Annotated in this window: 19 protein-coding genes; 12 read left to right on the forward strand and 7 right to left on the reverse strand. The window is 62.8% G+C overall.

Annotated elements, in window-relative coordinates; translation table 11 throughout:
* Window positions 1-148: 148 nt before the first annotated feature.
* Both AC07O2_RS18315 and AC07O2_RS18320 read left to right on the forward strand, forming a co-directional pair.
* Complete coding sequence (locus tag AC07O2_RS18315) at window positions 149-1,237, forward strand: fatty acid desaturase family protein (protein ID WP_495077177.1); 1,089 nt, start codon at window positions 149-151, stop codon at window positions 1,235-1,237.
* A gap of 22 nt (window positions 1,238-1,259) precedes the next feature.
* Window positions 1,260-1,568, forward strand: a complete 309-nt coding sequence (locus tag AC07O2_RS18320; RefSeq protein ID WP_495077178.1) for a MocE family 2Fe-2S type ferredoxin — start codon at window positions 1,260-1,262, stop codon at window positions 1,566-1,568.
* A gap of 20 nt (window positions 1,569-1,588) precedes the next feature.
* Here the strand turns inward: AC07O2_RS18320 and AC07O2_RS18325 are convergent, their stop codons facing one another.
* Window positions 1,589-2,629, reverse strand: a complete 1,041-nt coding sequence (locus AC07O2_RS18325; protein WP_495077179.1) for a LacI family DNA-binding transcriptional regulator — start codon at window positions 2,627-2,629, stop codon at window positions 1,589-1,591.
* Window positions 2,630-2,775: 146 nt separating this feature from the next.
* Between AC07O2_RS18325 and AC07O2_RS18330 the strand changes: the two genes are divergently transcribed.
* Window positions 2,776-3,831, forward strand: coding sequence for a fatty acid desaturase (locus tag AC07O2_RS18330; protein WP_495077180.1), 1,056 nt, complete (start codon window positions 2,776-2,778; stop codon window positions 3,829-3,831).
* Window positions 3,832-3,867: 36 nt separating this feature from the next.
* On the forward strand, window positions 3,868-4,176 hold the full coding sequence (locus tag AC07O2_RS18335) for a MocE family 2Fe-2S type ferredoxin (RefSeq protein WP_495077181.1): 309 nt from the start codon (window positions 3,868-3,870) through the stop codon (window positions 4,174-4,176).
* 195 nt (window positions 4,177-4,371) lie between these two features.
* On the opposite strand, the gene AC07O2_RS18340 is transcribed toward AC07O2_RS18335, so the two are convergent.
* On the reverse strand, window positions 4,372-4,968 hold the full coding sequence (locus tag AC07O2_RS18340; RefSeq protein ID WP_495077182.1) for a TetR/AcrR family transcriptional regulator: 597 nt from the start codon (window positions 4,966-4,968) through the stop codon (window positions 4,372-4,374).
* Window positions 4,969-5,107: 139 nt separating this feature from the next.
* Here AC07O2_RS18340 and AC07O2_RS18345 point away from each other — a divergent pair, with 139 nt between their 5' ends.
* Together AC07O2_RS18345 and AC07O2_RS18350 are read left to right on the forward strand one after the other, a co-directional pair.
* Window positions 5,108-5,521, forward strand: a complete 414-nt coding sequence (locus AC07O2_RS18345; protein WP_495077183.1) for a 4-oxalocrotonate tautomerase — start codon at window positions 5,108-5,110, stop codon at window positions 5,519-5,521.
* 26 nt (window positions 5,522-5,547) lie between these two features.
* Window positions 5,548-5,943 carry a VOC family protein gene (locus AC07O2_RS18350; protein ID WP_495077184.1) on the forward strand — a complete coding sequence of 132 codons (396 nt, stop codon included), beginning with the start codon at window positions 5,548-5,550 and terminating at the stop codon, window positions 5,941-5,943.
* A 190-nt stretch (window positions 5,944-6,133) separates the two neighbouring features.
* Here the strand turns inward: AC07O2_RS18350 and AC07O2_RS18355 are convergent, their stop codons facing one another.
* Together AC07O2_RS18355 and AC07O2_RS18360 are read right to left on the reverse strand one after the other, a co-directional pair.
* Entirely contained in the window at window positions 6,134-7,117 is a 984-nt protein-coding gene (locus AC07O2_RS18355; protein WP_495077185.1) for a xylose isomerase, read from the reverse strand.
* Window positions 7,117-8,355 carry an NAD(P)/FAD-dependent oxidoreductase gene (locus tag AC07O2_RS18360; protein WP_495077186.1) on the reverse strand — a complete coding sequence of 413 codons (1,239 nt, stop codon included), beginning with the start codon at window positions 8,353-8,355 and terminating at the stop codon, window positions 7,117-7,119. Before AC07O2_RS18360 ends, AC07O2_RS18355 begins: the two co-directional genes overlap by 1 nt.
* 406 nt (window positions 8,356-8,761) lie before the next feature.
* Between AC07O2_RS18360 and AC07O2_RS18365 the strand changes: the two genes are divergently transcribed.
* A complete protein-coding gene (locus tag AC07O2_RS18365) occupies window positions 8,762-9,637 on the forward strand; it encodes a MurR/RpiR family transcriptional regulator (RefSeq protein ID WP_495077187.1) in 876 nt (291 codons plus the stop codon).
* A gap of 41 nt (window positions 9,638-9,678) precedes the next feature.
* On the opposite strand, the gene AC07O2_RS18370 is transcribed toward AC07O2_RS18365, so the two are convergent.
* A complete protein-coding gene (locus AC07O2_RS18370; RefSeq protein ID WP_495077188.1) occupies window positions 9,679-10,773 on the reverse strand; it encodes a LacI family DNA-binding transcriptional regulator in 1,095 nt (364 codons plus the stop codon).
* Window positions 10,774-10,790: 17 nt separating this feature from the next.
* Window positions 10,791-11,642: a TIM barrel protein gene (locus AC07O2_RS18375; RefSeq protein ID WP_495077189.1), complete on the reverse strand. Its 852-nt coding sequence runs from the start codon at window positions 11,640-11,642 to the stop codon at window positions 10,791-10,793.
* Window positions 11,643-11,906: 264 nt separating this feature from the next.
* Here AC07O2_RS18375 and iolG point away from each other — a divergent pair, with 264 nt between their 5' ends.
* The 3 genes from iolG (at window position 11,907) to AC07O2_RS18390 (ending at window position 15,994) form a co-directional block, all read left to right on the forward strand.
* Window positions 11,907-12,902, forward strand: coding sequence for an inositol 2-dehydrogenase (gene iolG / locus AC07O2_RS18380; protein WP_495077190.1), 996 nt, complete (start codon window positions 11,907-11,909; stop codon window positions 12,900-12,902).
* 3 nt (window positions 12,903-12,905) lie between these two features.
* The gene (locus AC07O2_RS18385; RefSeq protein ID WP_495077191.1) at window positions 12,906-13,931 is read left to right on the forward strand and encodes a Gfo/Idh/MocA family oxidoreductase; all 1,026 of its coding nucleotides are present in this window, start codon (window positions 12,906-12,908) and stop codon (window positions 13,929-13,931) included.
* Window positions 13,932-14,044: 113 nt separating this feature from the next.
* Window positions 14,045-15,994: a methyl-accepting chemotaxis protein gene (locus AC07O2_RS18390; RefSeq protein WP_495077192.1), complete on the forward strand. Its 1,950-nt coding sequence runs from the start codon at window positions 14,045-14,047 to the stop codon at window positions 15,992-15,994.
* On the opposite strand, the gene AC07O2_RS18395 is transcribed toward AC07O2_RS18390, so the two are convergent.
* On the reverse strand, window positions 15,991-16,911 hold the full coding sequence (locus tag AC07O2_RS18395) for an inositol monophosphatase family protein (RefSeq protein ID WP_495077193.1): 921 nt from the start codon (window positions 16,909-16,911) through the stop codon (window positions 15,991-15,993). The genes AC07O2_RS18390 and AC07O2_RS18395 overlap by 4 nt on opposite strands.
* A gap of 95 nt (window positions 16,912-17,006) precedes the next feature.
* Between AC07O2_RS18395 and AC07O2_RS18400 the strand changes: the two genes are divergently transcribed.
* Window positions 17,007-17,798, forward strand: a complete 792-nt coding sequence (locus tag AC07O2_RS18400; RefSeq protein WP_495077194.1) for an RNA methyltransferase — start codon at window positions 17,007-17,009, stop codon at window positions 17,796-17,798.
* A gap of 9 nt (window positions 17,799-17,807) precedes the next feature.
* Entirely contained in the window at window positions 17,808-18,581 is a 774-nt protein-coding gene (gene cysE / locus AC07O2_RS18405) for a serine O-acetyltransferase (protein ID WP_495077195.1), read from the forward strand.
* The last annotated feature ends 100 nt before the right edge of the window (window positions 18,582-18,681 follow it).

Below are 18,681 nucleotides of genomic sequence, written 5' to 3' on the forward strand. Positions count from 1 at the left end.
CCATTCCTTGCCATAAATGCAAGTTTTATACATATGTGGCTGATGGATTTTGATATGAAATGATGTTTTTTGAGGTTTTACATCACACGGCTAGCGGCCTTTGGTTTTAGCATCCGCCATCGCTTCCGCATAACGAGAGACAAGCCCCATGCCTACTGCCGAAACCCCCCGCTACGCAGGCCCGAACTGGGCCCGTACGCAAGACGACTACCACCTGATTTCCGGTGCCGGCGAACGCGCCCAGGCCGCCGGCCTGGTCAACGCCAGCTGGTACAAATGTCCGGTGCCGCGTCCGCGCATGAAGCAGTTGATGGTGCGCGAAGACGCGCAGGCGATCCGCGACACCGTGCTGTGGTACGCGTTGATCGTTGCCGCCGGTGCGGCGCTGGTCGCCACCTGGGGTACCGCCTGGGCCTGGCTGGCCTTTTTTGTCTACGCCACGCTCTACACCGGCCCGGCTGATTCGCGCTGGCACGAGGCCGGCCACGGCACGGCCTTCAAGACCCGCTGGATGAACGAGGTGCTGTACCAGGCGGCCTGCTTCCAGGTGCTGCGCCGCCCCAGCGTGTGGAAGTGGAGCCATGCGCGGCATCACACCGATACCCTGGTGACGGGGCGCGACCCCGAGGTCGCCGTGCCGCTGCCCACCGATTTTGCTGGCATATTGCTCAACCTGTTTTCCATCAAGTCCGGCCCACGCGAACTGTGGCGCGTGCTGCGCAATGCCTGCGGCATTCTGGGCGAGGAAGAAAAGACTTTTGTGCCCGAAATGGAATGGCCCAAGATGGTCCAGGAAGCTCGCGCCTGGGTGGCCATTTACGCCGTGTTGATCGCCAGCGCCGTGTACTTCGGCAGCTGGTTGCCGTTGGCCTTGTTCGGCCTGCTGCCGGTGATGGGCGGCACCTGGCTTTACACCTTCTTCGGCCTGACCCAGCATGCCGGCCTGCCCGAAAACGTGCTGGACCACCGCAAGAACTGCCGCACCGTTTACATGAACCCGGTGTTCCGTTTCCTGTACTGGAACATGAACTACCACGTGGAGCACCACATGTTCCCCATGGTGCCGTTCCATGCCTTGCCGCAGCTGCACGAAACCATCAAGGACGACTGCCCGCCGCCCTACCAGAGCACGGTAGAGGCCTACCGCGAGATCATCCCCGCGCTGTTCAAGCAGGCCAAGGACCCGCACTACTACGTGGTGCGCCCGCTGCCCGCCGCTCCCCTATCTGCACCCTGAAAAACCATAAGGAGACAAGCCCATGACTACCTGGACCGAAGTTTGCGCGCTGGAAGATATTGATGACGAAGACGTCATCCGCTTTGACCATAACGGCCACAGCTATGCCGTGTACCGCTATGAGGACAAGGTCTACGCCACCGACGGCCTGTGCACGCACGAGAAGGTGCACCTGTGTGATGGCCTGGTGATGGAACATGTGATCGAGTGCCCCAAGCACAACGGCCGCTTCGACATCCGCGACGGCCGCGCCCTGGGTGCGCCGGTGTGTGTGAACCTGAAGACCTACCCGGCCAAGGTCGAAGGCGGCACGGTTTTCATCCAGGCCTGAGTTTGCAGGCTGTCGCCGGGCTACACGCTTTGCTGCACCTGGATGTCCATGGGCACCATCAGCTGTCGCAGCCCGGTGCTGGGCTGGCTTAGCGCCTCGGCCATCTGCGCCACCAGTTGCGTGCACAGCAGCGGCAGCGGGTGCGACAGCACGGCATGCAGATGCCCGCTCAGCAAGGCGCTGCGCGTGACGGCCGTCAGGTCATTCGCCACACCGATCAGGCGCTGCGCGCCAGCGTGGCTGCGTAGCGCCCGCAGCACGCCTTCAATGCCGCCGCCCCCCACGTAAAAGCCGCACAGGTCGGGCCGGCGCTGCAGTAAGTCCAGTGTGCGTTCTTCACTGTAGTCGTCGCTCTCCAGCGTGGGGATGGTTTCCAGTAGCTCAAATTCCGGCGCGTGTTCACGGACGTACGAACGGAAGCTGATCTCGCTCAGCTCCTGGCATTGGAAGCGGTGGCTGCCCACAAAAATCGCCACAGGCCCCGGGGCTTTGGCCAGCTGGGTCACCATCCAGGCTGCCGTGCGCCCCAGGCGCCGGTTGTCCAGGCCGGCGTAGCCAGCGCGTTGGGCTGCACTCAGGTCGGAGATCAGCGCAAACACCGGCACACCGCCGGCGTGCAACTGCTCAATGGCTTCGCTGACCAACGGGTGGTCGGCCGTCACGACGGCGACGGCCTCCACCTGTTTGCCCAGGGCCAGCAGGTGGGCTGCCACATCTTCGGGGGATTGCTTCTTCAGGTACTCGACCACCGCCGTGCCCTGGATTAGCGGGCAAGCCGACGTGGCCTGGGTCAGGCTTTGTGCCAGGTCTTTGTAGAAGGCGGTGGCCGGTTGCTGCAGCAGAAAGCCCAGCCGGCGCCGGGGCTTGACCTCACGCACCCGCTCACGGATCACCTCGACCGCGTAATAGCCCAGCGCCTCTGCCGCCTGCTGGATGTGCTGTGCCGTGTCGGCGCGTACGGTGGTGCGGCCATTCAAAACCCTGTCCACGGTGGACAGGCTGTGGCCAGAGGCCTTGGCCACGTCTTGCATGGTCGGGCGGGTGGATTTTTGTCTTGACATATATATGTCAAACCTGCTTTTGTGGTGACGTGTTTTGAAACATTGTGATTTCATCATATGTCAAAAAACAGGGCCGCGCACTACCATCGCTGCACCTGCGGACGGACCTTGGATCCGCCCCATTTCCACAAGATCAGGAGACAACCATGTCCAGCCCACATCCCCACGCCCGCTACGCCTTGCGCGGCGAAGCCACTGCCCAGAGCGATCTGCAGAACCAGCAATTCGACACCCAGGTCAGCGACTTGTGGTTCACCCCCAAGGTGGACCGCAAGCTGCTCAAGTCGCTAATGAAACGCAGCGACGGCCCCGCGCTGTGGAACTACGGCCTGTGGCTGGGCCTGATGCTGGTCAGTGGCATCGGCGGCTACCTCACCTGGGGGACTGTGTGGGCCATACCGTTTTTTGCGGTGTACGGCACGCTCTACGCCACCAGCGACCACCGTGCGCATGAGCTGTCGCACGGCACGCCGTTCAAGACCCGCTGGATCAACGAAATCTTCTACCACCTGGCTGGCTTCATGACCCTGCATGAGGGGCACTACTGGCGCTGGAGCCATACCCGCCACCACACCCACACCGTAGTGGTCGGCAAGGACCCGGAGATCGCCGTGCCGCGCCCGGCGAACCGTCTGCACATCCTGCTGGACTTCTTCTTTCTGCGCTCCGGCCTGGTCCAGATCCGCAACATCTGCTGCCACGCGGTAGGCCACATCACTGAAGCCGGCTCGCACTTCATTCCGGATGCGGAGCGCCGCAAGGTCATCAACTCTTCGCGCGTCTTCGTGCTGATCTTTGCGCTGGTGATTGCCGCCTGTGTCTGGACGCAGAGCATTTTGCCGGCCATGTTCATCGTGCTGCCGCGCTTCTACGGTGGCGTGCTGCCCCAGATTTTCAACGTGACCCAGCACGCCGGTCTGGCCGAAGACGTGCACGACCACCGCCTGAATACCCGCAGCTTCGCCACCAACCCGGTGTTTCAGTGGCTGTACGCGAATATGAACTTCCACGTAGAGCACCACATGTTCCCCATGGTGCCTTACCACCGCCTGCCCGAGCTGCATGAGGCCGTGAAAGACCAGTTCCCCACGCCATGCCCCAGCGTGTGGGCCGCCTGGGCCGAGTTCTGGCCCGTGTTGTCGCGCCAGTCGCAAGACCCCGGCCACCATTTGGTGCGGCCCCTACCGGTTGCCAGCAACTAAAACCCAAGCCTATTCCCAACATCAGGAGACAAAAGCATGAGCACCTGGACCGAAGTTTGCGCACTCGACGACATCGACGACGAAGACGTCATCCGCTTTGACCACAAGGGCCACAGCTACGCCGTATATCGCTATGAGGACAAGGTCTACGCCACTGACGGGCTCTGCACCCATGAGCATGTGCACCTGAGCGACGGCCTGGTGATGGAGCACGTGATCGAGTGCCCCAAGCACAACGGCCGCTTCGACATCCGCGACGGCCGGGCCCTGGGTGCGCCGGTGTGCGTGAACCTGAAGACCTACCCAGCCAAGATCGAAGGCGGTACCGTCTTTTTGCAGGTCTGAGCCACGTCCTGCGTTGCCGCCTTAGTTGGGCCGCACCGTTGTCGGGGACTTTCTTTCAATTGGATGATGTGGCTTGGATGCTATGTAAAACATAGCTCTCAGCGCAGGTTCTATATGGGCTAGCGGCTTGTTTCGCATAAATTCTGCAGGGGCGGATGCGGGCTGTGCATCATGGCGACGGGCCCCAGGTATGGGTCACTTTCCGTCTGGCGTGCCGAGCAAGGCCTGTTCCGTTCCTGTCGCAATCTGGTCTGCGAAGGCGCCATTCCCAACGGCACGCGCGAGTGTCACGGCACCTGCCAGCGACGAGAGGGCGGCGCAAGCGGCGCCAATGTCCCGCGGTACACCGGGTGAGGCAGGACCATCGACGATCGCCTGGGCAACATCGCGCAAAGCCCCCTCAAACGTTGTACGCGAGGCTTCGTCCGATCGTGACACTTCCGCTGGCATCGTTTGCAGCGTGCAACTCTCTGACAAGTCGCAGGTGCGCTTGGCGCTGAGGTAGAAGCGCACAAACTCCGGCCACCAAGCGTGGCCGTGTTTTTCTTGGAAGTACAGCACGCCTCCTTTCAGTTCGGCCATGCCCTGGGCGACCGATTCCCGGAATGCGTGGGCTTTGGAGTCGAAATGGACGTAGAAGGCGCCCGATGTCAGGCCCGCTTCCTTCGCCAGGCCATCCACCCCGATCCCGCCGAATCCAGCCTTGCGAAACCCGCGACCTGCGCCCTCCAGGATGCGTTGCCGCGTCTGTAGCTTTTGTTCGGACCTTGACACGAGGGACTCCTTCGCCATGTGAAGTTATGAACAGGTTCTAACGATTGTAGTTGTTCAAAACACGAACGTTATGTATTATTGGATAACGATCGTTACTTGAAATGAGCTGCGTATTGCAGCGCATGGGTCGACGCCGTTCTTTCTATTTGGAGTACCTATGCCACTTACGCTCACCCTTACCGAGGGCGTTCTCCCCAAAGGCCAGGAAAAAGTCGCCTTCAGCCGCCTGTCCGATGCCATGCTCAAGTGGCACGGCCTGGCTGGAAACAAGGCGATGACGCCCAATATCGTTGGCTCGATCCATGTCTTGCCGAAGGAGCACACGTATTCCGGATCCAAGGAGGCCTCTGTGGCCTTTGTCGAATGGAAGGTTCCATCCTTTGTGTTCGCCAGCCGAGAGGTGCAAGTCGGCTACATCGAAGAGGCCACAAACATCATCCATGAGCTGTCTGGCACGCACCACCCAAAGGAGCGCATCTGGGTCAACGTAGTGCATGCGGTGGACGGGGCCTGGGGTATTGCGGGGATGGCCCTCAGCAATGCACAGCTTGGCCAAGGGGCGGCGGTATAAGCCCACTCATCTCAAGGTACGCGATCATGCAACTCTCGAACTATCTGTTTTTCACCACCAGCTGTGACCAGGCTTTGGCGTTCTATACGCAGTGCGGTCTTGGCTGCGTCGTTGAGGTGCTGCGCTACGGAGTCGACGGCATGCCTGTGAAGAACGAGGCCATGCGCGGCAAGGTCATGCACGCCAAGTTCGAGGGGCCCGGTCTGCTCTTCTACGCCTCGGACAACGACGATGCTGAGCCTATGCGGGGCTCCGCGCACTTGCTGGCGATGGACGACCGAGATTCCACGAACCGGCTATTCCAGGCCCTGGGTGCGGGCGGGACCATCACAACCCCCTTAGGCATCCAGGCCTGGGGCGACTACTACGGCAAATTGACCGATCGTTTCGGTGTCCAGTGGATGCTGAACTGCGCTGAGTGAGATTGCTGGCAGCGCGCCTGTGGAGCAGGGTTTTCTTCGCAACAAGCCAAAGGCAAAGGCCGGCAGCAGGCACCAAGCGGCTATCCAGCACCTTGCAGAAGATCGATGGCCAATTACTCCTCTGGCTGGTGAGCTTTATGGTGCTATGGTAAAAATAGCTGCCAGCGCTGGTAGTACCGGCGCTGGCGGCCTATTTAGCTTGAAGTTTCGCCCATTCCTCGCGCAGCCAGTTGGCGCAGGCGATGTTGTTGTCCCAGATCGAATAGCGTCCACCGCCGCCGTAGTCGGGGAAGGGGATGAACTCGCAGCTGATGCGTTGCGGCGCACGGTCTGGGTGGGCGTGCATCCAGGCCAGCAAGTCGCGTACGGCCTGCTTCCACGGCTCCAGTTCTTCGGCGCGCCAGGCGCTGTGGAAAGTGCTGGGCGGCGGCTGGATGAACGGGTACTGCACGGCGCGGCCGGGCAGGCCGGGGGCGCGTTCCATGGCTTTGTTATGCGGCACGCAGGTGGCGACGCTGCGGGTGTGGGCATGCACCACCCAGCCGGATTCCAGCCACAGCTTGTACAGGGCCAGTACCTCTTTGTGGCCACCGTCGGCTGCGTTGCTCAGGCCGCTGAGGGCCAGTTCCTGCGGGTTGTTGATCTTGAAGATCTGATGCGAATGGTCCAGCGTGATGCGCAGCGGCACGTGGCGGCGCGCCAGCAGCTCGGCCACACGTTCCACGCGGTGGAACTGCTCGTTCCACATGTCGATGTGCACTTCCAGGCTGGGCAGGCAATGGGCCGGCGCGCCATGTTCCATGGCGTCCAGGAAGAAGTCGGCCACCTGTTGGTCGCTCAAGGTGCAGCCGTCGGCATGGCGGGAGAACAGCTGCATATTGCACAGCTTGGCGCCTAGCTTGCCGCCGGTGGCCAGGCACCAGCGCATGCGTTCCTCGTCGCGCCCGGCGCAGAAGATGCCGCCGAACACGCCAATCGGCACGCCGTATTCGGCCACCAGGTCGAAGTAGGGCGCGAAGTCTTCGGCAGGGTTGTGGTTCTTCTCGATGTAATCAAAAGCGCCACTGTCGCGTATCCATGCAAAGCGTGTTGCGGCGTCGGGTGTTGGTAAACCATCATGCTGCAGCACACCATCGATATTGATGCCGATGGGCAAGAGGGTGTTAGCAGGCATTATTTGAGCAAGGCTTTTAATTTGGTCGTGGGGTCGGCGAGTGCTTCGGCGGAGGCGCTCACGCCTTTCTCCACCAGGGTGCGGGCCAGCTTCAATTCCTTGGCGACGCGGCTGGTTTCGCCCCAGCCACAGGCACCGACGATGCGCTGCGTGGCGTCCAGGTAGAAGATCACCAGGCCATCGTCTTCCAGTGCGCGCGTAGCCGACGTGACGGCCAGGGCCGGCTCGCCCACCACCTGCAGCTGGTAGTGGTACTGGTCGGACCAGAACCAGGGCAGGCTGGTGTAGCTGGCATTGCCGCCCAGCATGTTCTGCGCGGCAATGCCGGCTTGTGTTTCGGCGTTGTGCCAGGTCTCCTGGCGTATCAACTGGCTGGACAGCGCGCTGGGAAATTCGGCCACGTCGCCGGCCGCGAAGATGCCGGGCACGTTGGTGCGCAACTGTGCATCCACCTGGATGCCGCGCCCCACCGCCAGGCCGGCCGCCTTGGCCAGACCCAGGTGCGGCTCGATGCCGATACCGGCCAATACCGTGTCGGCATCCAGCTGCGTGCCGTCAGCCAGCAGCATGCGTACGCCATCGGCCGTGCGTTCAATACTTTGCGGGCTGGCACCCAGCAGCACACGCACGCCCTGGGTGCGGTGCAGGACCAGGGCGCGTTCGGCCACGGGCTCGGGCACGGCGCGGCCCATCAGGCGCGACGCGCCTTCGACCACGGTGACTTCGCAGCCCAGCTTGCGTGCCGAGGCCGCCACTTCCAGGCCGATGAAGCCACCGCCCACCACCAGCAGGCGCTTGCCCGGCTGCAAGCGTTGCGCCAGTGCGGCGGCATCGCCCAGATTGCGCAGGGTCAGCACCTCGGACAGGTCGCCGCCGGGAATGGTCAGTGTGCGCACCTTGCCGCCGTGGGCCAGCAGCAGCGACTGGTAGCCCAGCACTTCGCCGTTGCTCAGCGTCACGCAATGGTCTGCGGGGTGGATGGCCGTCACCTGCGCGACATGGCGCGTTACTTGTAAATTCGCCCAGTCTTCGTCGGAATGCAGGGCGCAAGCAGTCGCCGTTTTGTCGCCGGTCAGCAGGTCTTTGGAGAGGGGCGGGCGTTCATAGGGTGCGTGCGGTTCATCGCCCACCAGATGGATGGTGCCGGCCCAGCCAGCGCTGCGCAGCGCCTGGGCGGTGCGGCCACCGCAATGGCCTGCGCCGACGATGACCATGGACGTACGATCAAGGGTTTGCATGGAGAGCTGTCTCGTTATATTCAGAACGTGTCTGCGATTTATTTGGGGCCGCGCAACTGCCTTTTCGGGAGGGGCTGGTAGGCGCGGCTCGCCGCCAATAGCCCGGCTATTGGCAAGAGTCGCAACGCCCCAGACTGCCCGAAAAGGCAGCTGCCCTGCGGGTTGGGGAGAAATCGGGCGATTTGTCCGCCATCACCCTTGCATGGGCAGGGAGCCCATGCTGCAGGCGCTGACAGCCAACTCATCCCGATTGCTCCCCAACGCGGCCCCAAATAAATCGCAGACACGTTCTCAGGCTGAATTATAGGAAGCATGCGTGTGAAAAAGGTAAAAATTTTCTATTTCTAATTTTTTATGAAAATTAATTCTTTGGGTAAGATGGACTCTTTCACAAGCGCACACCACCATGGCCGTTGACACCGTTCCCAAGCTCAGCGTTGACCAGCTGATCAAGCGCATCACTGGCGAGTACGACGCCCTGAGCAAGCAGCTCAAGGTGATCGCGCGCCACGTCGAGCAGAACCGCCACCACATCGGGCTGGACGGTATCCAGCAGGTGGCGCAGCAGTGCAGCGTTCAGCCCTCGGCGGTGGTGCGCTTTGCCAAGCACTTTGGCTTCTCGGGCTTTTCGGAAATGCAGGCCATCTTCCGTGAAGGCTTGTCGCGCCAGTTGGCGCCAGCACGCAACTACAAGACGCGCATCCGCGACGCCATCGAATCGGGCGCGGGCAGCCTGTCCAGCATCGAGATTGCCAATGAATTTTTAGCCGGCAGCATCGCCGGCATGCAGGAGCTGCAGGCCAGCCTGCACGGCCCCACTTTCAAGAAGGCGGTGGACCTGCTGGTGGAGAGCGACTGCATCTGGATCGCAGCGTCGCGCCGCTCGTTTCCGGTGGCGGTGTACCTGGACTATGCCTTGCAGCACACCGACAAGCGGGTAGGCCTGGTGTCGGGCCTGGGCAGCATGCACCTGGGCCAGATGCGTTCGGTGCGCAAGGGCGATGTGATGCTGGCGATCTCGTTCTCTCCCTATGCTGAAGAAACCATAGGCGTGGCCAAAATGGCGGTGGAGCGCGGCGCGCGCCTGATCGCCATCACCGACAGCCGCATGAGTCCGCTGGCCAAACTGGCACAGGCCTCGCTGGTGGTGCAGGACAACTCCACCTTCGGCTTCCGCTCGCTCAACAGCACCATGGGCCTGGCGCAAAGCCTGTTCATTGCCCTGGCCTACACGCTGGAGCTTCCCTACCAGGCCACCACACCCAACGGCCAGGTGGCTTAAAGAAAAACCGCCTCTAGCGCAGGTACTACCTGCGCGGGTAGCTATTTATTTGGTAGCAAGCCGCTGCTGGGCAGGTAGGGCTGGCTGGGCAGGTTCTCGGCGCAGAACAGGCGGAACTCGTTGGGGCCAACGGGCGGTTTCTGGTCCAGCCATTTGTTTTCAAACAGCAGGTGTTGCATGCCCGACATCACCTGGCCGTCGGGGTCCTGGTCGATCACCAGGTCCATCACGCCGAGCTTGAGCCAGCGGCGGTGCTCGTCCGACAGCTCATGCCCAATCCATACCACCTGGCCCAGGCAGCCATGGCGCTGCAAGGCTTGATGGATACCAGCCGAGCCCGCGCCGCTGTGGTAGATGCCGGCCAGGGCGCCTTGCTTGAGTGCGGCGCCCACCGCCTGGAACACCTGGTCGGTGTCATCAAAACAGGGGGTGATGGGTAGGCAGGTGAGGGCGGGGAATTTCTCTTGCACAGCATCCAGAAAGCCGGCCGTGCGGTCGCGGTGGGCGCGAAAGTGCAGGTCGTTGGTCAGCACCAGCAGCCGTCCGGTCTTGGCGGCAAGCCGGCCCATGAAGTGCCCGGCGGTGCGGCCGGCGTGCAGATTGTCTATGCCCGCATAGTGCAGGCGCAGGGCGTTGTGGCTGCCGCTGGGGTCGCTGATGTCGCTCATCAGGGTGACCACCGGCACACCCTTCTGGCTCACCTGCTGCACCGCGGCGCGCAGCACCGGCGTGTCGTGCACGGCCAGCAGCAGGCCGTGGCGCGGGTGGGGCGGGCGGCGGATGAAGTCTGCCGTGCGCTCGTCGTCACCGGGCGCGAAGCTGTGGCGGTGCACCACGATGCGCCGGTCCAGCAGTTGCACGAAGCGGGTCAGCGCCAGCTCCATGCGCTGGAAGAACGGCGTCTGGCTGCGCGCCAGCACCACGTCAATGCGGGTCAGGCCCCGGTGCACCTCGGGCATCAGGCGCGGCACGGCCAGTTGCTGGGCCGCGCGCACCACCTTTTCGCGCGTGGCCAGCGACACGCTGCCTCGGTCGTTCAGCACCCGGTTGACGGTGGCGATGCTGACCTGGGCCTGCGCCGCGATGTCGATGAAGCGGGCGCTGGATTTTTTGCGCGGAGGTACGGTGTCTGCCATGCCCCCACTGTAGATGATCAAGCTGCTACGGCGGCCTTTTGCTTCTCAGCGGCCACGGCCTGGGTCAGGTAGGCCATGCTGCTGGCCAGTTGCTGCTCGATGTCTTTGGCGGTGGCGATTTCTTCGGCAAAGGGCTCGAACGACACATAGCCCTGGTAGCCCGCGTCTAGCAGGGTGTTGAGCTGGGTGGCATTGCCCAGGCGGTCGGCTGCGCCGACCAGTACGCGGTGGCTGTCGCGCATTTGCGCAGGCGTGAGGGCCGTGTCTTCCACGCCGGAGATATGCACCAGACCAGTCAGCTCGGGGAAGAACAGGCCTTCGCCGGCCAGGTGGTGGTGGAAGGTGTCGTGCACCAGCTTGAAGGTGTCCTCGCCACCGATTTCGCGGATGGCGCGCACGGCCTGCGATTTGCGGCGCACCGCGCATTCTTCAAAGCCCAGCGGCTCGACCAGACCGACCAGGCCAGCGGTGTCGAGCAGCGGTTTGAGTTGCTTCAGGGCGTGGACCAGGTCCAGGTGGCGCTGGTCTGCCGAGCGCTTGTCGCGCAGGTCGTTGGTGGGGCAGAGCACCAGGGCTTCGGCGCCGCAGGCCACGGCGTAGGCAATCATGTCCGTGGCTTCGTGCAGGCGCTTGGCGTCGAACTGTTCGAAGCGCTGCAGCGCGTTGATGGAGCGGATCACCAGGCCCTGCGCCCGGGCGGCGGCGCCTATGTCTTTGGCCGCTGTGCCGTCGACCATTTCGGCATCGGGCAGGTCATTGCGGATCTCGATGGCGCCCACGCCCAGGCGCTTGGCCAAGGCGGCGAAAGCGGTGAAGGGAATGCGTGGAGCGCTGATGCGGTTGATCGAGAAGGGGATGGTCTTGGACATGGGGCAGGTCTCCGTATGGGGTTGGTTGGTGTCGCGAATCAAGCCGCCACTCTAGAGAAACTGGGTCGCCCTGGCATCCGGTTTTTTGATCATTTTTGATCATTTACTAGGGTTTACCTTGAAACAAAATTCGACTTTTAAATTTTTTAGAAAAATATTTTCGAAAGTGAAAATTCCCCGTATAGTTCGGCCTGTCGTCACCCGGTTTGCGGGTTTTCTCGTCGATTTGCCGCCCCTTATCTCGACTATTTATCTGGACTATTTATGAAGAACGTTGCTGTTTTCGGTGCCGGCCGCATTGGCCGTATCCACTCCTCCAACCTGGCTGCGTTGCCCGGTGTCAAGCTGAAATACGTGTGCGATCCCGTGCCTGCGGCCGCCAGTGATCTGGCGCAGAAATACGGCGCCGAGGTGTCTTCCATCGAAGCCGTGTTGGCCGACAAGAGCGTGGATGCCATCGCCATCTGTTCGTCCACCGATACCCACAGCGACCTGATCATGCGCGGCGCCGCCGCAGGCAAGCACATCTTCTGCGAAAAACCAGTGGACCTGTCTGTGCCCCGCGCCCAGGCCTGCGCCGATGCGGTCAAGGCCGCTGGTGTGGCCTGCATGATCGGCTTCCAACGCCGCTTTGACCCTACCTTCAACGATGCCAGCCGCCGTCTGGCCGCCGGCGAAATCGGCAAGCCCGAGATGCTGATCATCACCAGCCGCGACCCAGGTGCGCCTCCGGCCGAATACATCAAGGCTTCCGGCGGCATCTTCCGCGACATGCTGATCCACGACCTGGACGTGTTCCGCTGGATTCTGTGCGCCGACGGCGACGAAGCCGTGTGGCTGAGCGCTACCGGTTCGGTGCTGACCGACCCGGCCATCGCCGCCACCGGCGACGTGGACAGCACCGCTGTCAGCATCCGTACCAAGTCCGGCCGCCTGTGCCAGATCAACACCAGCCGCCGCGCCGCCTATGGCTACGACCAGCGCTTTGAAGTGCTGGGCTCCGCCGGCCTGCTGCAATGCGGCAACCACACGCCTACCGAAGTGGTGCAGTGGGATGCCAACGGCATCCGCGCCGACAAGCCCGAGGCCTTCTTCCTGCAGCGCTATGCCGCCGCCTATCGCCTGGAAATTGCACACTTCTTCGAGTGCCTGCAGTCCGGCGCGGCCTTCAAGACCACGGTGGCCGATGGCGTTGCAGCACAAAAGCTGGCCGACGCTGCCACCGAAAGCTACAAGTCCGGCCTGCCCGTTACGTTCTAAGCCATGGCTACCAAACCTAATTTGCGGATCGGTATTGCCGGTCTGGGCCGTCTCGGCCAACGCCATGCCGAAGCCCTGGCTTTCAGCACCCGCCATTGCACCCTGGTGGCGGCCTGCAGCCCGGTGGCCAGCGAGCGCGCCTATGCGGGCGAGCAGCTGGGCATCGCGCGGCTGTACGAAGATTTCGACGCCATGTTGGCCGACCCCGAAGTCGATGCGGTGGTGCTGGTGACACCCACTTCATTGCACGCAAACCAGACCATTGCGGCGTTGGAGGCGGGCAAGCATGTGTTCGTGGAAAAACCGCTGGCGTTGAACGTGGAAGATTGCGAACGTGTGCTGGCCGTGGCCGAGCGCCGCCCTGACCAGGTGGCCATGGTGGGTTTTGTGCGCCGCTTTGACCCCAGCTATGTCAGCGCCCAGGCGGCGGTGGCATCGGGCGAGATTGGCCAGCCTTTCCTGGTGCGTTCGCAAACTTGCGACCAGAACGATCCCGAAGGCTTCTTCGTGCGCTTTGCACCCACCTCCGGCGGCATCTTCATGGACTGCAGCGTGCACGACATCGATCTGGCGCGTTGGATGCTGGGCCGTCCCAAGGCGTTGCGGGCCTTCGCTACCGGTACCAATGCGCTGCACCCGGCGCTGGCCGAATTTGGCGATGTTGACAACGGCCTGGCGGTGGTCGAGTTCGAAGGCGGCGCCCGTGCCGTGCTGTACGCATCGCGCACCATGGCCCATGGACACGAGACCAGCACCGAAGTGATCGGCACGGCTGGCAAGCTGACCGTGGGCGAGCACGCCGCGCGCGACCGCGTGGTGCGCAGCGACGGCCATGGCGTGCGCCATGCGGTGGTGAAGGATTTCTACGAGCGTTTCGAAGCCGCGTTCGCGGCCGAGATGGCAGCCTTCGTCGCGGCTTGCCGTGGTGAAAAGCCTTTGACGCTGACCTTGGCCGACGCGCTGGAAGCGACCCGTATTGGCCTGGCCATTACCCGCTCGCTGCGTAGCGGGCAAGCCGAATCGGTGTAGCGCCTGCTACCCGTCTTACCGCACCGGCCTGTCTGCGGTGCGGTAAGCCAGCCCTGAGGGGCTAACGACAAACGTCCTGCCCAGGCGGGTCGATAAAAAAAGAGGCGGAGACAATGTTCAAATTCAAGCTTCCCAAAAAGACAGTCGCGCGCCAGTTGGCGCTTTTGTCGTTTGCCGGGCTGGTGCTGGTCTTGCTTGGGGCCAGTGTGGCCATAGGCGTGCTGGAGCACCGCAGCACGCATGCGCTGATGGTCTCATCGGTGGCCGAGCGGGTACAGGGCATCGTGGCCTCTACCGACGCGTCCGACCAGGTCAACCGGGGCCTGGTGGTGAATGCGTTCGGCGCCTTGCGGCGCAACTTCGACCGGACTGTGGTGCTTGACCCCGCGTCCGGCGAACTCATGAGCGGCGGCAATGCCATCAACGATGACTTCCAGGTGGTGGACAAGTACGCGCGCGACACCGGTGGCGTGGTGTCGGTGTATGCCAAGCAGGGTGATGACTTTGTCTCCATCACCTCGTCGCTGCGCAAGGGGGATGGCGCACGTGATATTGGCACGGTGCTGAACAAGCAGTCGCCAGCCTACAAGCTGGTCATGGCGGGCGAGGGCTATTCCGGCGTTGCCAACCTGTACGGCAAGCCGTATATGACGCATTACGAGGCTATGAAAGATGCCGCGGGTGCGATCGTGGGGGTGCTGTTTTCAGGGACCGACGTGTCCTTCCAGCAGTTCGTGATGGGCAAGCAGATTGCCGACACGCATTTTTTTGAAACCGGCGGTGTGTACTACATCGACGCCAGCGGCGCTGTATCGGACGCCCGATTCCTGGTGCACCCCGAGGCCAAGGGCAAGAAGGTGCTGGATGCCTACCCGAACGCCGGCAAGTTCCTGGACACTCTGGCCGCCGCGCCAGACGGCTATGTGCGCAATGCCTTTCCGTTCCTGGGCGAGCCCGACGAGGACCGCTGGGCCGTGATGCGCAAGACCAAGGAGGGCAATGGTTGGATCGTCGCCGAAGTGTCGGAGCGCGAGTCGATGGCGCCGTACTGGGCGAATATGCGCATGGTCTGGGGCATGCTGGGCGTGACCGCGTTGCTGCTGGCGGCCGGGCTGTTCTTGCTGGTGCGCCGCATGGTCAGCCAACCGTTGGGAGAACTGACTACCGCCATCAACCAGGTGACGCAGGGTGATCTGACCCAGGCCCTGCTTTCCCAGCGCAACGATGAAATCGGCGACCTGGTAAACCAGGTGGACGCCATGCGGCAACGCTATAGCCAGACCTTGTTGAAAGTGCGCGGCTCGGTGGACAGCATAGGCACGGCCAGCTCCGAGATTGCCAGCGGCAGCCAGGATTTGAGTGTGCGCACCGAGCGCGCCGCCACCAATTTGCAGACTGCTGCCACGAATATGGAGCAGCTGACCAGCGCGGTGAAAAGCTCGGCCGATGCCGCGCGCCAGGCCAATCTGCTGGCGGCAACCGCTGCCGAGGTGGCGGCCCGAGGCGGTGCGGCGGTGGGTGATGTGGTGTCCACCATGGACGAGATCAACCGCAGCTCGAAGAAGATATCCGACATCATCGGCGTGATCGACGGCATTGCGTTCCAGACGAATATTCTGGCCTTGAACGCTGCAGTGGAGGCTGCCCGGGCCGGAGAGCAAGGGCGGGGCTTTGCCGTGGTCGCCAGCGAGGTGCGTAGCCTGGCCGGGCGCAGTGCCGATGCGGCGAAGGAAATCAAGCTGCTGATTGGTGCCTCGGTGCAGACCGTGGTAAACGGCTCCCGGCTGGTGCGCAATGCCGGTGACACCATGAATGAGATTGTGGGTTCGGTGCAGCGCGTCAGCGCCATCATCGGCGAGATTACCGCCGCTGCGGGCGAGCAATCAGACGGTATTGCCCAGGTGAACCACTCGGTGGGCGAGCTGGACCAGATGACGCAGCAAAACGCGGCCCTGGTCGAACAATCCGCGGCGGCGGCCGAGAGCCTGCGCGATCAGGCCCAGCTGCTGGCCCAGGCGGTGGAGGTGTTCAAGCTCGCGCCCGGACACCTCGCCTTGCCTTAAAACGGCGCGTCTTCGCTCTTGCTGTCTTCGGCCGCGTCTTCCATGGGCGCGGCTTCAGCGGTTTCGCTTGCTGCAGCCTGGCGCAGCGTGGCTTTTTCGCCGGCGCTGGCGAACTTGCTGTACTTGCCCAGGATGGACACCAGCTGGCCGTAGACGCGCGGGTTGCCGGCCATGCATTCCTTCTGGTCCAGGAAGTCGGCTTCGCCGGTGAAGTTGCCCACCAGGCCACCGGCTTCGGTGATCAGCAGCGAGCCGGCCGCCATGTCCCATGGGTTCAGGCCGGTTTCAAAGAAGCCGTCGGTAAAGCCGGCGGCCACATAGGCCATGTCGAGTGCGGCCGCGCCCGGGCGGCGCATGCCGGCCAGCTTGGGCATCAGGTCGGACATCATGCCCAGGTAGTTCTTGAAGTTGTCGCCCGGGCGGAACGGGAAGCCGGTGGAGATCAGGCATTCGTTCAAGCGCACGCGCTTGGACACGCGGATGCGGCGCTCGTTCATGTAGGCGCCACGGCCCTTGGTGGCGGTGAACAGGTCGTTGCGGGTGGGGTCGTACACCACGGCTTGTTCGATCTTGCCCTGCACGGCCAGCGCGATGCTGACGCAGTAGAACGGAAAGCCGTGGATGAAATTGGTGGTGCCGTCGAGTGGATCGATGATCCACACGTACTCAGAATCTTTGGCGCCGTGTTCCGAACCCGATTCCTCTGCCAGGATGCCGTGGCCAGGATAGGCCGCCAGCAGCGTCTCGATGATCACGGCCTCGGCGGCTTGATCGACTTCGGTGACGAAGTCATTGATCTGCTTCTGCGAGATACGCACCGCTTCGACATCGAGTGCCGCGCGGTTGATGAGGTTGCCTGCGGCACGGGCGGCCTTGACGGCCACGTTAAGCATCGGGTGTAGGTTGGGGAGCGCCATAAATTGTAGGTAAGAGCAAAAGAAGAGCGGCCGGGCGATGCGGGCAGCGACAATCGGGGGATTTTACCTCTTCAAAAGTTTTTGCCGATTTCGCCATGCAAAGCCGTTTTATTCTGATCCAACCCAGCCATGCTGGCAATGTGGGTGCCACCGCCCGCGCGATGAAAGTCATGGGCTTTGACGACCTGGTGCTGGTCAACCCGCGCTGGCCGAATGTGCTGCGCCGCCAGGAGACCATACAGCGCGCCAGCGGCGCCCTGGACGTGTTGGACAAGGCCCGCATCGTCGCCTCCCTGGACGAAGCGCTGGACGGCATGGACCACCTGTGCGCCACTGCCATGACGCCGCGCGACTTTGGCCCGCCCACGCGCGCACCGCGACAGCATTTTGAAATGCTATTGAAACAGGAGCTGCCCACGCAGGCAGAATATGCGCCAGAGGCTAATTTGCCTTCAAGCCTGCCGGAGGGCGTGGCCTTCTTGTTTGGTTGTGAACGCTTCGGCATGGCAAACGAAGACGTGTACCGCAGCCATGTCGCTTTGAGCATTCCCACCAACCCGAAATTCGGCTCGCTGAACCTGGCCGCAGCCGTGCAGCTGATCGCCTACGAATGGCGCATGGCCCTGGGCGGTTTTGCGGTGGAAAGCAGCACGCCACCGCCGGTGCGGGCCGATGCGCGCCAGGTGGCCGGCATGCTGGCGCACTGGGAGCAAGCGCTGACCAAGCTGGGTTTCCTGGACCCGGCCGCGCCCAAGAAGCTGATGCCGCGTCTGAACCAGTTGTTCAACCGCGCCCAGCCGCTGCAGGAAGAAATCCACATCCTGCGCGGCATTGCCAAAGCCATGACTCAGATGGCGGATAAAGCGCAATCCCTAGCAAACGACTAGACTATTCTGATGTTTTCTCGCCTCCGCTCCGACATCCGCTGCATCCTCGACCGTGACCCCGCTGCCCGCAGCACCTGGGAGGTGCTCACGTGTTATCCCGGTCTGCATGCCGTGGTGCTGCACCGCCCGGCCCACTGGTGCTGGAACCATGGCTTCAAGTGGTTGGGCCGCTTCATTTCGCATTGCACGCGTTGGCTGACCGGCATCGAGATCCACCCCGGCGCCAAGCTGGGTGAACGGGTGTTTTTCGACCACGCCATGGGTGTGGTGGTCGGCGAGACCGCGGAAATTGGCGACGGCTGCACCATCTACCAGGGCGTGACCCTGGGCGGCACCTCGCTGTACAAGGGTGCCAAGCGCCATCCGACCCTGGGCCGCGACGTGGTGGTCAGCGCGGGCGCCAAGGTGCTGGGCGGCTTTACTGTCGGCGATGGCGCCAAGATCGGCTCCAACGCCGTGGTCATCAAACCGGTGCCGGCCGGCGCCACGGCGGTGGGCATCCCGGCCCGCATCATCCTGCCGAAAGACGGCCAGGTGGGCGACGCCGCCATGGCCACACCACGCTTCAGCGCCTACGGTATCACCCCCGACGGCGACCCCATCGGCGAAGCCATGCGCGGCTTGATCGACAACGCCTCCAACCAGGACCACCAGATCGCCATGCTGTGGCAAGCCATCGAAAAGCTGTCTGCCAGCCAGACCACGCCCGACTGCGTGCCCTGCGACGCGGCACGCACCGAGTGTTTTGAAGCAGAGAAGCTCACGCAGCTGGTGGGCAAATAGAAATTTAAGCTCTTTAAGGCGCTAGCGCAGGGCGAACTCAAATCTGAAGTGCAACACCTTATTCAACTAAGGTGCAGAAATGACAAAACCCCGCCAGTAC

It is taken from the genome of Rhodoferax sp. GW821-FHT10B06 (genome assembly GCF_059415605.1).

What these genes read in the sequence shown, in the direction of transcription:
- AC07O2_RS18360 (WP_495077186.1), bottom strand. Translation starts at nt 8,355, where the DNA reads ATGCAAACCCTTGATCGTACGTCCATGGTCATCGTCGGCGCAGGCCAT.
- AC07O2_RS18390 (WP_495077192.1), top strand. Translation starts at nt 14,045, where the DNA reads ATGTTCAAATTCAAGCTTCCCAAAAAGACAGTCGCGCGCCAGTTGGCG.
- AC07O2_RS18315 (WP_495077177.1), top strand. Translation starts at nt 149, where the DNA reads ATGCCTACTGCCGAAACCCCCCGCTACGCAGGCCCGAACTGGGCCCGT.
- AC07O2_RS18325 (WP_495077179.1), bottom strand. Translation starts at nt 2,629, where the DNA reads ATGTCAAGACAAAAATCCACCCGCCCGACCATGCAAGACGTGGCCAAG.
- AC07O2_RS18365 (WP_495077187.1), top strand. Translation starts at nt 8,762, where the DNA reads ATGGCCGTTGACACCGTTCCCAAGCTCAGCGTTGACCAGCTGATCAAG.
- cysE (WP_495077195.1), top strand. Translation starts at nt 17,808, where the DNA reads ATGTTTTCTCGCCTCCGCTCCGACATCCGCTGCATCCTCGACCGTGAC.
- AC07O2_RS18355 (WP_495077185.1), bottom strand. Translation starts at nt 7,117, where the DNA reads ATGCCTGCTAACACCCTCTTGCCCATCGGCATCAATATCGATGGTGTG.
- AC07O2_RS18335 (WP_495077181.1), top strand. Translation starts at nt 3,868, where the DNA reads ATGAGCACCTGGACCGAAGTTTGCGCACTCGACGACATCGACGACGAA.
- AC07O2_RS18375 (WP_495077189.1), bottom strand. Translation starts at nt 11,642, where the DNA reads ATGTCCAAGACCATCCCCTTCTCGATCAACCGCATCAGCGCTCCACGC.
- AC07O2_RS18330 (WP_495077180.1), top strand. Translation starts at nt 2,776, where the DNA reads ATGTCCAGCCCACATCCCCACGCCCGCTACGCCTTGCGCGGCGAAGCC.
- AC07O2_RS18345 (WP_495077183.1), top strand. Translation starts at nt 5,108, where the DNA reads ATGCCACTTACGCTCACCCTTACCGAGGGCGTTCTCCCCAAAGGCCAG.
- AC07O2_RS18340 (WP_495077182.1), bottom strand. Translation starts at nt 4,968, where the DNA reads ATGGCGAAGGAGTCCCTCGTGTCAAGGTCCGAACAAAAGCTACAGACG.
- AC07O2_RS18350 (WP_495077184.1), top strand. Translation starts at nt 5,548, where the DNA reads ATGCAACTCTCGAACTATCTGTTTTTCACCACCAGCTGTGACCAGGCT.
- AC07O2_RS18395 (WP_495077193.1), bottom strand. Translation starts at nt 16,911, where the DNA reads ATGGCGCTCCCCAACCTACACCCGATGCTTAACGTGGCCGTCAAGGCC.
- AC07O2_RS18385 (WP_495077191.1), top strand. Translation starts at nt 12,906, where the DNA reads ATGGCTACCAAACCTAATTTGCGGATCGGTATTGCCGGTCTGGGCCGT.
- AC07O2_RS18320 (WP_495077178.1), top strand. Translation starts at nt 1,260, where the DNA reads ATGACTACCTGGACCGAAGTTTGCGCGCTGGAAGATATTGATGACGAA.
- iolG (WP_495077190.1), top strand. Translation starts at nt 11,907, where the DNA reads ATGAAGAACGTTGCTGTTTTCGGTGCCGGCCGCATTGGCCGTATCCAC.
- AC07O2_RS18370 (WP_495077188.1), bottom strand. Translation starts at nt 10,773, where the DNA reads ATGGCAGACACCGTACCTCCGCGCAAAAAATCCAGCGCCCGCTTCATC.
- AC07O2_RS18400 (WP_495077194.1), top strand. Translation starts at nt 17,007, where the DNA reads ATGCAAAGCCGTTTTATTCTGATCCAACCCAGCCATGCTGGCAATGTG.